This window comes from Rhizobium sp. R339 (assembly GCF_002211395.1).
Classification (GTDB): Bacteria; Pseudomonadota; Alphaproteobacteria; order Rhizobiales; family Rhizobiaceae; genus Rhizobium.
In genome coordinates this window covers 168,222-181,103 of sequence record NZ_LOKV01000006.1, presented here as the reverse complement: position 1 = coordinate 181,103, position 12,882 = coordinate 168,222, and the positions used below count along the sequence as shown (strand labels likewise).

The window sequence follows — 12,882 nt, the reverse complement described above, 5'->3', positions numbered from 1 at the left end:
GCATCCAAGGCGGGCATCGCCGCTGCCGCTCGACACCGAACTCTACAAATGGCGGCATCTCATCGAGAATTTCTTCTGCAAACTCAAAGAGTTCAAGCGCATCGCAATGAGATCGGACAAAACCGACAAAAGCTTCTCGGCCATCATCTATCTCTGCTCAGCCGTCATCAACTCAAGATGAATCTCAACAAACCTTAGAGCATGATGCCGAAAAGTGTGAGCGGTTTTCGGACGACATCATGCTCTAACTCTTTAATTTAGAACAGGATTCAGATTTTAGGCCGACCGGGCCTAAAATCATCCTTTTCTAGGCGGATTTTTCGCGCCCTATTGTCGATTTTCGCATCTGTCGTTCGTCATTCCAATGATGTGCTGAATTCCTTGTGGTTTCAGCACGTCTGGCAACAGAAGGAGGATATCGTCATGGATAATCAGCATCTGGTACCCGCCGCCGTGCTCGCGGCGAAGAACGGCGTTCGGTTCCCCAATGAGAGCGAGGCCTATCGCAGCGCCCGCGATGCGCTGCTCGCCGAAGAGATCGAACTGCGCCGGCACATCGAGCGCGTGGCGAAACAGCGCCGGGCGCTGCCGCCGGGCGGCGAGGTGGAGAAAGATTATCGTTTCGAAGGTAGCAATGGACCAGTCTCCTTCAGCGAGCTCTTCGCCGACAAGGACACGCTCGTCGTCTACAGTTACATGTACGGACGTGAACGCGAGCGCCCATGCCCGATGTGCACCTCGCTGCTGTCGGCCTGGGACGGTGAAGTGCCCGATATGCAGCAGCGCGTGGCGCTTGCCATCGTCGCCCGCTCGCCGATCGAGAGGCTGCTCGCCTTCAAGAAGGAGCGCGGATGGCATCACCTGCCGCTCTATTCGGATATGACCGATGAATACAGCCGCGATTATCACGCGATTGGCAGGGACGGCAGCGACGGCGCCGCCTTCAACATCTTCACGCGGCGGGACGGCACCATCCGCCATTTCTGGAGCGAGGAGATGGGCGAGGCGACGGCCGATCCCGGCGAGGATCCGCGCGGCGCGCCCGATCTGATGCCACTCTGGACCGTGCTCGACGCGACGCCGGAAGGCCGGGCGCCGGACTGGTACCCGAAGCTCTCCTATTGAGGCTGCGGGCCGTCAGCCGGTCGAGCGGTTTCTGGAGGTCTCGATCCATTCGAGATTGGTCACCGAAGCTTCCGGCAGCGGCGGCGCATCGATGTCATAGACATAGCCGGCGAGCATATCGGCGGCGCGTTCCGCTGCCTTGATCTTCGCCTCGGTTTCCGCGACCGCCTTGCCGATCGCTTCGATGCGGGCGCGGAACATGTGAGCGAGCACATCGCGGCCGGACTGTTTTTCGAGTCGTTCCAGATGCAGCCCGATTCGCGAGGCGTGACGCTCCAGTTCGCTCTTGCTGAAACGCGCCTTGCGCAATTCCTCCGAGAGGCTGTCCTGCATGACGGCGACGGGATCGAAGCTTCCGGGAGCGCGCTCATCGAGCACCGCATCGGTGACGAGCTTCTCGATCATGACAAGCGCCTGCAGTTCGGCCGCATCGGCGAATTCGACGTCGTAGCCGGTATCGTCGTAAACCTTGCGGCGGACGGGATCGAGAAGCAGCGCATAGGCTTTCTGCAGATTGTCGAAGGCGTCCGTATCGCCGCCCGAATCGGGATGGGCGACCTTGGCGAGGCGCCGATAGGCGGCCTTCAGCTTTGCCTCGTCCGCATCGCGGTCAACGCCGAGAATTTCGTATGGATCCGTCACGCCTTCTCCCCTGCTGCCCCTGAAGTTGCGGGCAGTCTAGGTCTTCTTTTGCATCACAAAGGCAAAGTTTAGACCGAAAGCGGGAATGCCGTCCATGGCCCGATATGAAAATGATCGGCGCGAGAGGCCGCGGCCGGCGCATATTCATTTTTAATTTCAATATGTTACAGGAATGTCAGCCGGCGGTGATCGATACGAGATAACATTTTGCATCGCCGTCGATTTCAAGTTCGGCTCCGGCCGCATTCTCTATCAGCAACGCATCGCCGGCTGCCAGCGCGCCGGTCTCGTCGCCGCGCCGGAATGACAATGCGCCGCTGTGGCAGAGCAACAGGCATGTCGGCGCTGGAAGCAGCATGCTGCTGCTGCCATCGAGTTCGATCCGGCTGAGCCTATGGGCGAGCCCTTGGCGGCGCGTCATGACGTTGAGATCGGTGATCGCGCCGTCCTGAAGCCTGGCTGCGACCGGAACATCCGCCGGGAAGGCCAGGGGATCGCTCGCCATCGTCAGCAGCACCGGTGCGCGGCCTTCGATGTCGAGCGCCATGCCGTTGCCGTCGAGAATCACAAGCGTGCGGTCGATGCCGGGAAAGATCGAAAACGGTCCGTCCGTCGCAACCGTCGCCATGCTGACGCGCCAGTCGAAGCCGGCAAGGACGGCCTCTTCGGGCGAAACGGCGATCTCCACCGTTTCGCCGCCGCCGTTTTTCCACGGCATGCGCTTATGATCGCTGGCGCGCAGGATCCGCATGGGGCTCAGTTCCCAAGAATGCCGGGCAGGCGCAGGCCCTTGTCCCTCGCGCAGTCGAGGGCGATGTCGTAGCCGGCATCGGCGTGGCGCATGACGCCGGTCGCCGGGTCGTTCCAAAGTACCCGCTCGAGGCGTTTTGCCGCATCGTCGGTGCCATCGGCGCAGATGACGACGCCCGAATGCTGGGAGAAGCCCATGCCGACCCCGCCGCCGTGATGCAGCGACACCCAGGTGGCGCCCGAGGCGGTGTTGAGCAGGGCGTTCAGCAGCGGCCAGTCGGAGACGGCGTCGGAGCCGTCCTTCATCGCTTCCGTTTCGCGGTTCGGCGAGGCGACGGAACCTGAATCCAGATGATCGCGGCCGATGACGATCGGAGCCGAAAGCTCGCCGTTCTTGACCATTTCATTGAAGGCCAGCGCTAGGCGGTGACGGTCGCCGAGACCGACCCAGCAGATGCGCGCCGGCAGGCCTTGGAAGGCGATGCGCTCCCTGGCCATGTCGAGCCAGTTGTGCAGGTGAGTATTGCCGGGGGTTAGCTCCCTCACCTTGGCATCGGTCTTATAGATATCCTCCGGGTCGCCTGACAGGGCGGCCCAGCGGAAGGGGCCGATGCCGCGGCAGAACAGCGGTCTTATATAGGCCGGCACGAAGCCGGGGAAGGCGAAGGCGTTTTCCAAGCCTTCTTCCTTGGCGACCTGGCGGATATTGTTGCCGTAGTCGAGGGTCGGGATGCCGGCATTCCAGAAGGCGATCATAGCTTCGACATGTTCGCGCATCGAGGCGCGCGCGGCCTTTTCCACCGCCTTGGGATCGCTTTCGCGCTTGGCCTTCCATTCGGCCATCGTCCAGCCCTTCGGCAGGTAGCCGTTGATCGGGTCGTGCGCCGAGGTCTGGTCGGTGACCATATCGGGGCGGATGCCGCGGCGGACCATTTCCGGCAGGATTTCGGCGGCATTGCCGAGCAGACCGACGGACTTGGCTTCGCCCGCTTTGGTCCAGCGGTCGATCATTTCAAGCGCTTCGTCGAGCGTCTCGGCCTTGGCGTCGAGATAGCGGGTGCGCAGGCGGAAATCGATCGAATCCGGATTGCATTCGACGGCAAGGCAGCAGGCGCCGGCCATGACGGCGGCGAGCGGCTGAGCGCCACCCATGCCGCCGAGACCGCCGGTTAGGATCCATTTGCCCTTGAGATTGCCGCCGTAATGCTGGCGGCCGGCCTCCACGAAGGTCTCGTAGGTGCCCTGCACGATGCCCTGCGTGCCGATATAGATCCAAGAGCCGGCCGTCATCTGGCCGTACATGGCGAGGCCCTTCTTATCCAGCTCGTTGAAATGATCCCAGGTCGCCCAATGCGGCACGAGGTTGGAATTGGCGATCAGCACACGCGGCGCATCCATGTGGGTACGAAAAACGCCGACCGGCTTGCCGGACTGCACCAGCAGCGTTTCTTCTTCCGTCAGCGTCTTCAGCGTCGCGACGATGCGGTCGAAATCCTCCCAGGTGCGGGCGGCGCGGCCGATGCCGCCGTAAACGACGAGCTCGTTCGGATTTTCCGCGACATCAGGGTCGAGATTGTTCATCAGCATGCGCAGCGGCGCTTCGGTCATCCAGCTCTTGGCATTGAGCTCGTTGCCGCGGGGCGCGCGGATTTCGCGGATGTTATGGCGTGGATTGCTCATGGCGGTTCCCCTGTCGTGTGATCGTTATCGTGTCAGGCCGGGTGCGATCTGCTCGATGCGCACCAGAATGTCTTTGAGATGGATGCGAAGCCTGTCGGCCTTGGCGGCGTCATAGGCAAAGGGCGGCACCTCGCTTTGCAGATGGGTCGATTGCGCGAGCTCCATCTGGATCGCATGCACGCCGATCTCCGGCCTGCCGTAATGGCGGGTCGTCCAGCCGCCCTTGAAGCGGCCGTTGAGCACGCTGTCATAGCCTTGCGCGGCTTCGACGACGGTGAGCGTCGCCTGCTCGATGGCGCCGTCGCAGGTCTTGCTCATATCGGTGCCGATGTTGAAATCCGGCAGCTTGCCTTCGAAGAGGAAGGGAATATGCGAGCGGATCGAGTGGCAATCATAGAGGACGGCCACGCCGTGGATTGCTCTGACGCGCTCGATCTCGGCGGCAAGAGCCGCATGATAGGGCGCATGAAAATCCCTGAGCCGCGCCGCGATATCGGGCTCGTCGGGCGCCTGCCCATCCTTCCAGATCGCCTTGCCGTCGAAGTCCGTTTCCGGGACGAGACCGGTGGTGTTCTGGCCGGGATAGAGGCTGACGCCGGCGGGATCGCGATTGGCGTCGATCACGTAGCGGTGGAAGGTGGCGCGCACGGTCGTCGCGTCATCGAGCAGCCCGTCATAGAGCTCGTGGATGTGCCAGTCGGTATCGGCGAGGATCCGGCCGTTGTCGTTGAGGCGATCGTAAATCGCCGGCGGGACGTCGGTGCCGGTGTGGGGGAAGGCGAGGATGACAGGGGAGGTGCCCCGATGGATTTCGTATGGTTCGGTCATGGCAAAAACCCCTCCCCAACCCCTCCCCACAAGGGGGAGGGGCTAAAGCCAGCCTTACCCTCTGTGGTCAACAATGATCGCTGCGAGGGCCGCAGGTTAAGCCCCTCCCCCTTGTGGGGAGGGGTTGGGGAGGGGACTTTTTCTTTCCCGATCATTTCAACCCTCCAGAACCGGCAAAATGCCTGACGAAACCGAGGCATTCAGCGCCCCCATCGCCACTAGTTCGGCGGCGGCGGCGAGGTCGCCCGCCATGTAGCGGTCGACGTCGAGGCTCGGCACCTTGCCGCGGATCGCGGCGATCGCCTTCAAGAGCTCCGGGCTCGTCGACAGCGGCGCGCGCAGTTCGACGCCCTGGGCGGCGGTCAGCGCCTCAATGCCGATGATGGAAAACAGGTTCTCGGTCATCTGCAACAGACGGCGGGCGCCGTGGCAGGCCATCGAGACATGGTCTTCCTGATTGGCCGAGGTCGGCGTCGAATCGACCGAGGCGGGGTGCGACATCTGCTTATTCTCAGACATCAGCGCCGCCGAGGTGACTTCGGCGATCATCAGGCCGGAATTCAGGCCGGGCTTCTTGGCGAGGAAGGCCGGCAGGCCATAGGACAGCGTCGGATCGACCAGCAGCGCGATGCGGCGCTGCGAGATCGCGCCGATCTCGCAGACGGCGAGCGCGATCTGGTCGGCGGCGAAGGCGACGGGTTCGGCGTGGAAATTGCCGCCCGAGACGACTGAATTGTCCGACAGAACCAGCGGATTGTCGGTGACGGCATTGGCTTCGATTTCGAGGGTGCGGGCGACCGAGCGCAGGAGATCGAGGCAGGCGCCATCGACCTGCGGCTGGCAGCGGATACAATAGGGATCCTGCACGCGCTCGTCGCCCTCGATATGGCTCTGGCGGATGACGGAGCTTTCGAGCAGGGCGCGAAGCGCGGCTGCGGTATCGATCTGGCCTTTATGGCCGCGCAACGTATGGATATCGGCGTGGAAGGGCGCCGAGGAGCCCATCGCCGCGTCGGTCGACATGGCGCCGGTGATCAGCGCCGACTGGGCGGCGCGATGGGCGCGGAAGAGGCCGGCAAGCGCCAGCGCCGTCGAGGTCTGCGTGCCGTTGATCAGCGCCAGGCCTTCCTTGGCGGCGAGCACGACGGGCTTCAGCCCGGCCTTTTCGAGGGCCGCTGCGCCGGAAAGGCGTTCGCCGGCGAAGAAGGCTTCGGCCTCGCCCATCATCACCGCCGCCAAATGGGCGAGGGGCGCAAGATCGCCGGAGGCGCCGACCGAGCCCTTTTCCGGGATCAGCGGGATGACGCCCTTGTCGAGCATGCCTTCGATCAGCCGCACCAGTTCCAGCCGCACGCCGGAGGCGCCGCGGCCGAGCGAGACCAGCTTCAGCGCCATGATCAGCCGGACGATATTTTCCGGCAGCGGCGCACCGACGCCGCAGCAATGCGACAGGATGAGATTGCGCTGCAACGTGGCGACATCGGCGCTGTCGATCTTGATCGAAGCGAGTTTGCCGAAGCCGGTGTTGATGCCATAGACCGGCGCATTGCCGGCGGCGATCTCGGCGATGCGGGCGGCGGCCTTGGCGATGCCCACATCGAAGGAGGGATCCAGCCTTGCCGGCTCACCCGTCCAGTAAATGATCTCGAGATCCTTGAGCGAGACGGAGCCCGGGTGGAGCGTAATGGTCATCGGCCGTTCCTTTCGCCCTTGAAGACGCGTGCATGAAGTGGGTTGAAGCCGATGCGGTAGACGAGCTCGGCGAGGCTCTCGACATCCCAGACGGCAAGGTCGGCCGACTTGCCGGCCTCGAGCGTTCCGGTCTCGCCGATGAGGCCGAGCGCGCGGGCGCCCTCGCGGGTGGCGCCGGCGATGCATTCCTCGACGGTGAGGCCGAACAGCGTCGCCGACATGTTCATGGTCAGCAGCATCGAGGTGAGCGGCGAAGTGCCGGGATTGCAATCGGTGGCGATCGCGATCGGCACGCCGGCCCGGCGCAGCGCGTCTACCGGCGGCTTCTGCTTCTCATGGATGGCATAGAAGGCGCCGGGGAGAAGCACGGCGACGGTGCCGGCAGCGGCCATCGCGGCAACGCCGTCCGCGTCGAGATATTCCAGATGATCGGCCGACAGCGCGCCGTAGCTGGCTGCGAGCTTGGCGCCGCCGAGATTGGAGAGCTGCTCGGCATGCAGCTTGACCGGCAGGCCAAGCGCCTTGGCCTTGTCGAAGACGCGGGCGATCTCGGTGGTGGAAAAGGCGATGCCTTCGCAAAAGCCGTCGACGGCATCGGCCAGGCCGAGATTATGCACGTCATCAAGGCCGGGCAGCACGACATCGTCGAGATAGTCGCCGTTGCGGCCCTTGTACTCCACTGGCGTCGCATGGGCGCCGAGATAGCTGGTGGCGACCCGGATCGGCCTGATATGGCCGAGAAGGCGGGCGCCCTGCAGCATCTTCACTTCGCCGAGCCTGCTCAGCCCATAGCCGGATTTGATCTCGATCGTGGTCACGCCTTCGGCAAGCAAAGTGTCGAGCCGCGGCAGGGCCTCGGCGACGAGTTCTTCGACCGACAGCGCATTGGTCGCCTTGACCGAGGAGACGATGCCGCCGCCGGCGCGTGCAATCTCCTCATAGGTCGCGCCTTCCAGGCGCATCTCGAACTCGCGGGCGCGATTGCCGCCGTGAACGATATGGGTGTGGCAGTCGACGAGGCCGGGCGTCACCCAGCGGCCTTCGAGGTCGACGATCTCGGATCGTTCGATGGCCGATGCCGGGAGCTCGCTTTCGGCGCCGGCAAAGGCGATGCGGCCGTTTTCGGTGAGCAAGGCGCCCTTTTCGACGATGCCGAGCCCTGCTTTGTCAGACGCGAGCGTCGCCAGCCGCGCATTGCGCCAGAGCACCGGCCTGACGTCGGCGGATGAGGCTTCATCTGAAAAATTGTTCCCGGTCATCAGCTTTGCGCCTTTCCTTATGCCAAAACATGTATATACATAATAAGCAGGTGACAAGAGAAATTTTGCGCGCTCTTCTGGAAAAGAAAGATCGGCGGGCGTGGGCAGGAGGAAAGGAAGGTCATGACCACACTTCACGCAGGCACGGCGCTGACACCGCAAGGCTGGCAGAAGAATGTGCGGCTGACGCTCGAAGCCGGGCGGATCGCACGGATCGAAGCGGGCGTTTCTCCGGAGGCCGGCGACGAACGCCACGCTCTGATCGTTCCTGCCATGGGCAATCTGCACAGCCATGCCTTCCAGCGGGCGATGGCCGGTCTTGCCGAAGTGCGCGGCCCGGCAAACGACAGCTTCTGGAGCTGGCGCACCGTCATGTACAAGTTCGCCCTGGCGATGACGCCGGAGCATGTCGAGGCGGTTGCCGCCAAGCTCTATGCGGAAATGCTGGAGACCGGATTTTCGCGCGTCGGGGAGTTCCACTATCTCCATCATGACAAGGACGGCACGGCCTACGCCAATATTGCCGAGCTTGCCGAGCGCATCGGCGCTGCAAGCGAAGAGACCGGCATCGGCCTGACCCTACTGCCGGTCTTCTATGCCCATTCCGGCTTCGGCGGCGCAGCGCCGATCGACGGCCAGCGGCGCTTCATCAATTCGCTCGAAAGCTTCGAAAGGCTGATGGAGGGATGCCGGGCGGTGACCGGCCGGCTCGACGGCGCCGAACTCGGGCTCGCGCCGCACAGCCTGCGCGCCACGAAACCCGAGGAGTTGGCAAAGCTCGTGCCGATGGCCGGCGACGGTCCGATCCACATCCATGTCGCCGAGCAGGTGAAGGAGGTCGAGGACTGCATCGTGTGGTCCGGCGTGCGGCCGGTGGAATGGCTGCTCGATCATATGCCTCTGGATGAGCGCTGGTGTCTGATCCATGCGACCCATATGACCGAAGACGAGACGCGGCGAATGGCGGAGAGCGGGGCGATTGCCGGCCTCTGCCCGATCACCGAAGCCAATCTCGGCGACGGGGCCTTTGCCGCGCCGCTTTTCCTCGAAGAAGGCGGGCGTTATGGCATCGGTTCGGATTCCAACGTGCTGATCTCGGTGCCGGAGGAACTGCGCCAGCTCGAATATTCGCAGCGCCTGGCGCTGCGCGCCCGCAACGTCGTCGCAGCCCCCGGCGGCTCGACGGCACTTCGCCTGTTCAACGAGGCACTTTCCGGCGGCGGTGCGGCGCTCAAAGCTCCGGCCGGCCTCGCCGAAGGCCATCACGCCGATCTCGTTTCGCTCGATATTTCGGCCGTTCCCTATCTCTCCGGCGACCAGATCCTCGATCACTGGCTGTTCGCCGGCGGCGTTTCGGTCGATTGCGTCTGGGCGCGCGGCCGCAAGCAGGTGGAAGGCGGCTGTCATCGCAAGCGCGGCGCGATCGACCGGCGTTTCCTTGCCGCGATGGGGCAATTGCTGGCCGCCTGAAAAAGAGCTTTTCACAGGCGGGTATTGGATTTAGATCGGGGGGACCAATCGGAACGTGGCGATGAACCAAAGCAAGGATCCCACCTTGCACCAGCGCATCCTGGGCGAGATCGAGGGCCGTATCGTCTCGGGCGAATGGCCGCCGGGGCATCGCATTCCCTTCGAGGTCGATCTTGCCACGCAGTATGACGTCTCGCGCATGACGGTGAACAAGGTTCTGACCCAGCTCGCCAAGGCCGGCCTCATCGAGCGCCGCAAGAAATCCGGCAGCTTCGTCACCCAGCCGCAGGCGCAGTCGGCCATCCTCGAAATCCACGACATCAAGGCCGAGGTGCAATCGCTGAACCTGCCCTATTCCTATGCGGTTTCGAAGAAGGTGAGCCGCAAGGCCAAGGCGGAAGACAGCCGCCGGCTGGAACTGCCGGCGGCCTCTTCGGTGGTCGAGGTGATCTGCATCCACAACGCCGGCGCGCGGCCCTTCTGTCTGGAGGAGCGGCTGATCAGCCTCGAAACCGTGCCGGAAGCAGCCGATGCCGATTTTCTGACGGTAGCGCCGGGGCCTTGGCTGCTCAACCAGGTGCCGTGGAGTGCGGCCGAGCACCGTATCCATGCCATATCCGCGAGCGCCGAGCTCGCCACGGCTCTCGACATCCCGCGAAACACCGCCTGCCTCGTCGTCGAGCGCCGCACCTGGAGCGGTGCCGGGCCGGTCACGCATGTTCGCTTCACCTATCCCGGCGACCGTCACGCGCTGGTGGCGCGTTTCACGCCGGCGTCGCAGTAGGTTCCATATACAAGATATCCGGTGTTTTACTCTTCGAACATCTTGCCGCTGCGTGCTTCCAGCCGGTAGCGATAGCCGGGATAGACGAGGCGAGCGGTTGACACCACCTGTTTTGCGGACCATGTGCGCCGGCGGATCGTCAGGCACGGCTCGGTCTTCAGGATGGTCAGCAGCTTGCATTCCCAGGCCTGCGGCATCGCCGCCTCGACGACGTGCTCGGAGCCGCTGAGCGGTGCTGCGGCCGTCAGATAGGCGTTCGGCGTCAGCGTCGTGAAATCCTGGTCGAGATATTCGGGGGCGGCCTCGGGATGAACGAAACGGTCCTCGATCTGCACCGGGACGCCGTTTTCGCTGTGCACGATCAGCGAGTGAAAAACCGCTGCGCCGATGGGAAGCTCCAGCGCGTCCGCCACCTCCGGAGAGGCCGTTTCCTGGGCCAGAACGACGACCGACGCCTGGTGCTCATGGCCGCGCTCGGCGATTTCCTCGGCAATGTTGCGCACTTCGAACAGCGCCGAATAGCCCTTACGCTCCGCAACAAAGGAGCCGACGCCCTGGATGCGGACGAGCTCGCCTTCATTGGCAAGTTCGCGCAACGCCCGGTTGGCGGTCATCTTGCTGACGCCGAGCTCGACCACCAGCTCGTTTTCCGACGGCACCCGATATTTCGGCGGCCATTCGCCGCTATGGATGCGGTCGAGGATCACCTGTTTGACGCCGGCATAAAGGGGCGTGCTGTCATTTCCCGCCAGCTCGCGCTTCATCTCCCCGGAACGCTTCATTGCCTATTCCTTTTGCACGAATGGAATTCGCCACATAAACCGACTTTCCTCTTGCATATCACAAAATATCTCATATGGTACCATATACAACCTCCCAATCGGCCCTTGAGCAATAAATAGGGCTGAGAGGGCAAGCCGGCGAAGATCGGCGATGGTGCCGCACGGTCAGTTTCAACATCAGAGGAGAATTCATCGATGAAATTCAGCGCCATTTTGTTTTGCGGCGTCGCCGCTCTTTCTACCTTTGCAGCGCCTGCCTTCGCCAAGGACTGGACGAAGGCGACCATCACGCTCGAAGGCGCGTATGCGCCGTGGAACCTCACCAACGCCGACGGCACGCTCGGCGGCTTCGAGCCCGAGCTTGCCAAGGTGCTCTGCGAGCGCGCCAAGATCGAATGCACGCTCGTCGCTTCCGACTGGGACGGCATGATCCCGGCGCTCAACGCCGGCAAGTTCGACGTCATCATGGATGCGCTGTCGATTACCGAAGAGCGCAAGCAGATCATCGACTTCACCATTCCCTATGCCGCCACGCCCGCTGCCTTCGCCACGGCCAAGGACAGCCCGCTGGCCAGCGCCGCCGGCACCGGCGCCACGATCAAGATGACGACCGGCCAGACCGGCGTGAAGGAGATCGATGCGCTCAAGGAACTCTTCAAGGGCAAGACGATCGGCATCCAGGCGGCCACCGTCTACGCCAAGTTCGTCTATGACAATTTCGGCGACATCGCCGAGATCCGCGAATACAAGACCGGCGCCGACCGCGACCTCGACCTGCAGAACGGCCGCATCGACCTCGGCTTTGACGACGCCGTCTATTTCGCCAATGCCTTCCAGACCGCCAACGGCGCGCTTGCCTTCACCGGTCCGGAGATCGTCGGCCCGATCTGGGGCGAGGGCGAAGGCCTCGGACTGCGCAAGGCCGATACGGACCTGCGCGACAAGTTCAACGTGGCGATCAAGTCGGCGCTTGCCGACGGCACGGTCAAGGACCTCTCGATGAAGTGGTTCAAGATGGACGTCAGCCCGCAGCAATAAGCGTTTCGGCCTTTCGGCCGCAGACACGGGTCTCCGGCTTTATCGCCGGGGACTGCGTGTTATTGTCAATCCACAAAACACTGCCGCGGACGGGGAACGGACGATATGGCAAGTTTGGAACTGCTTGGCTTCGGCTCGACGGGGTGGGGCGCGCTGCTCATTTTCGCCGCCTTGATGACGCTGGCCGTCACCGCGACGGCGCTCGCGATCGGCGCGGTGCTGGGCGCGATCGTGGCAGGCGCGAAACTCTCCGGCAATCCCTTCCTCGTCGCGCTCGGCAATGTCTATACGACAGTGTTCCGCGGCGTACCTGAACTGCTGATCATCTATCTCATCTATTTCGGCGGCTCCTCGGCCGTCACCTCGATCGGCAAGGCGATGGGCTACGAAGGCTTCCTCGGCCTGCCGTCCTTTGCCGCCGGCGCGCTTGCCGTCGGCATCATCTCCGGCGCCTATCAGGCAGAAGTGTTCCGCGGTGCGTTCCTGGCCATTTCCAAGGGGGAGCTCGAAGCGGCCTCGGCGATCGGCATGCATCGCGCCATGCGCTTTCGCCGCATCATCATGCCGCAGGTGCTGCGGCTGGCCATTCCAGGCCTCGGCAATGTCTGGCAGCTCAGCCTTAAGGATTCGGCGCTAATCTCCGTTACCGGCCTTGCCGAACTGATGCGCACCAGCCAGGTGGCGGCGGGCTCGACGCGGCAATATTTCCTGTTCTTCATCGCCGGCGGCTGCCTTTATCTGATCCTGACCAGCCTTTCGGACCGCATCTTCAACGGCGCAGAAAGCCGCGCCAACCGCAGCATGCCGGCATCCGCCATGGGCCAGGCGTAAG

12 protein-coding genes and 1 pseudogene are annotated in these 12,882 nt (G+C 63.4%); 6 read left to right on the top strand and 7 right to left on the bottom strand.

Annotated features, from left to right (window positions below; translation table 11 throughout):
* Together ATY76_RS10665 and ATY76_RS10660 are read left to right on the top strand one after the other, a co-directional pair.
* Positions 1–181: pseudogene (locus ATY76_RS10665) on the top strand (transposase); the annotation flags it as partial.
* 242 nt (positions 182–423) lie between these two features.
* The gene (locus ATY76_RS10660; RefSeq protein ID WP_088674741.1) at positions 424–1,125 is read left to right on the top strand and encodes a DUF899 family protein; all 702 of its coding nucleotides are present in this window, start codon (positions 424–426) and stop codon (positions 1,123–1,125) included.
* A 12-nt stretch (positions 1,126–1,137) separates the two neighbouring features.
* Here ATY76_RS10660 and ATY76_RS10655 read toward each other — a convergent pair whose 3' ends face one another.
* The 6 genes from ATY76_RS10655 to hutI form a co-directional block, all read right to left on the bottom strand.
* Positions 1,138–1,767: a J domain-containing protein gene (locus ATY76_RS10655; RefSeq protein WP_088674729.1), complete on the bottom strand. Its 630-nt coding sequence runs from the start codon at positions 1,765–1,767 to the stop codon at positions 1,138–1,140.
* Positions 1,768–1,942: 175 nt separating this feature from the next.
* Positions 1,943–2,518, bottom strand: coding sequence for a HutD family protein (locus ATY76_RS10650; RefSeq protein WP_088674728.1), 576 nt, complete (start codon positions 2,516–2,518; stop codon positions 1,943–1,945).
* A gap of 5 nt (positions 2,519–2,523) precedes the next feature.
* A complete protein-coding gene (gene hutU / locus ATY76_RS10645; RefSeq protein WP_088674727.1) occupies positions 2,524–4,197 on the bottom strand; it encodes a urocanate hydratase in 1,674 nt (557 codons plus the stop codon).
* A gap of 24 nt (positions 4,198–4,221) precedes the next feature.
* Positions 4,222–5,025: an N-formylglutamate deformylase gene (gene hutG / locus ATY76_RS10640; protein ID WP_088674726.1), complete on the bottom strand. Its 804-nt coding sequence runs from the start codon at positions 5,023–5,025 to the stop codon at positions 4,222–4,224.
* 156 nt (positions 5,026–5,181) lie between these two features.
* Positions 5,182–6,717, bottom strand: a complete 1,536-nt coding sequence (hutH, locus tag ATY76_RS10635) for a histidine ammonia-lyase (protein ID WP_088674725.1) — start codon at positions 6,715–6,717, stop codon at positions 5,182–5,184.
* Positions 6,714–7,976, bottom strand: coding sequence for an imidazolonepropionase (hutI, locus tag ATY76_RS10630; protein WP_088674724.1), 1,263 nt, complete (start codon positions 7,974–7,976; stop codon positions 6,714–6,716). The genes hutH and hutI overlap by 4 nt, the downstream gene beginning before the upstream one ends.
* A 123-nt stretch (positions 7,977–8,099) precedes the next feature.
* Here hutI and ATY76_RS10625 point away from each other — a divergent pair, with 123 nt between their 5' ends.
* Positions 8,100–9,446 carry a formimidoylglutamate deiminase gene (locus ATY76_RS10625; RefSeq protein ID WP_088674723.1) on the top strand — a complete coding sequence of 449 codons (1,347 nt, stop codon included), beginning with the start codon at positions 8,100–8,102 and terminating at the stop codon, positions 9,444–9,446.
* A 61-nt stretch (positions 9,447–9,507) separates the two neighbouring features.
* On the top strand, positions 9,508–10,230 hold the full coding sequence (gene hutC / locus ATY76_RS10620; RefSeq protein WP_088674722.1) for a histidine utilization repressor: 723 nt from the start codon (positions 9,508–9,510) through the stop codon (positions 10,228–10,230).
* Positions 10,231–10,256: 26 nt separating this feature from the next.
* On the opposite strand, the gene hutC (ATY76_RS10615) is transcribed toward hutC (ATY76_RS10620), so the two are convergent.
* Positions 10,257–11,012 (bottom strand): histidine utilization repressor, encoded by a 756-nt coding sequence (gene hutC / locus ATY76_RS10615; protein ID WP_088674721.1) that lies wholly within the window; start codon positions 11,010–11,012, stop codon positions 10,257–10,259.
* A gap of 195 nt (positions 11,013–11,207) precedes the next feature.
* Here hutC (ATY76_RS10615) and ATY76_RS10610 point away from each other — a divergent pair, with 195 nt between their 5' ends.
* Together ATY76_RS10610 and ATY76_RS10605 are read left to right on the top strand one after the other, a co-directional pair.
* Complete coding sequence (locus ATY76_RS10610; RefSeq protein WP_088674720.1) at positions 11,208–12,050, top strand: transporter substrate-binding domain-containing protein; 843 nt, start codon at positions 11,208–11,210, stop codon at positions 12,048–12,050.
* Positions 12,051–12,155: 105 nt separating this feature from the next.
* Positions 12,156–12,881, top strand: coding sequence for an ABC transporter permease subunit (locus ATY76_RS10605; protein WP_088674719.1), 726 nt, complete (start codon positions 12,156–12,158; stop codon positions 12,879–12,881).
* Position 12,882: the final 1 nt, after the last annotated feature.

What these genes read in the sequence shown, in the direction of transcription:
- ATY76_RS10660 (WP_088674741.1), top strand. Translation starts at nt 424, where the DNA reads ATGGATAATCAGCATCTGGTACCCGCCGCCGTGCTCGCGGCGAAGAAC.
- ATY76_RS10605 (WP_088674719.1), top strand. Translation starts at nt 12,156, where the DNA reads ATGGCAAGTTTGGAACTGCTTGGCTTCGGCTCGACGGGGTGGGGCGCG.
- hutI (WP_088674724.1), bottom strand. Translation starts at nt 7,976, where the DNA reads ATGACCGGGAACAATTTTTCAGATGAAGCCTCATCCGCCGACGTCAGG.
- hutC (WP_088674722.1), top strand. Translation starts at nt 9,508, where the DNA reads ATGAACCAAAGCAAGGATCCCACCTTGCACCAGCGCATCCTGGGCGAG.
- hutC (WP_088674721.1), bottom strand. Translation starts at nt 11,012, where the DNA reads ATGAAGCGTTCCGGGGAGATGAAGCGCGAGCTGGCGGGAAATGACAGC.
- hutH (WP_088674725.1), bottom strand. Translation starts at nt 6,717, where the DNA reads ATGACCATTACGCTCCACCCGGGCTCCGTCTCGCTCAAGGATCTCGAG.
- hutU (WP_088674727.1), bottom strand. Translation starts at nt 4,197, where the DNA reads ATGAGCAATCCACGCCATAACATCCGCGAAATCCGCGCGCCCCGCGGC.
- ATY76_RS10610 (WP_088674720.1), top strand. Translation starts at nt 11,208, where the DNA reads ATGAAATTCAGCGCCATTTTGTTTTGCGGCGTCGCCGCTCTTTCTACC.
- hutG (WP_088674726.1), bottom strand. Translation starts at nt 5,025, where the DNA reads ATGACCGAACCATACGAAATCCATCGGGGCACCTCCCCTGTCATCCTC.
- ATY76_RS10650 (WP_088674728.1), bottom strand. Translation starts at nt 2,518, where the DNA reads ATGCGGATCCTGCGCGCCAGCGATCATAAGCGCATGCCGTGGAAAAAC.
- ATY76_RS10625 (WP_088674723.1), top strand. Translation starts at nt 8,100, where the DNA reads ATGACCACACTTCACGCAGGCACGGCGCTGACACCGCAAGGCTGGCAG.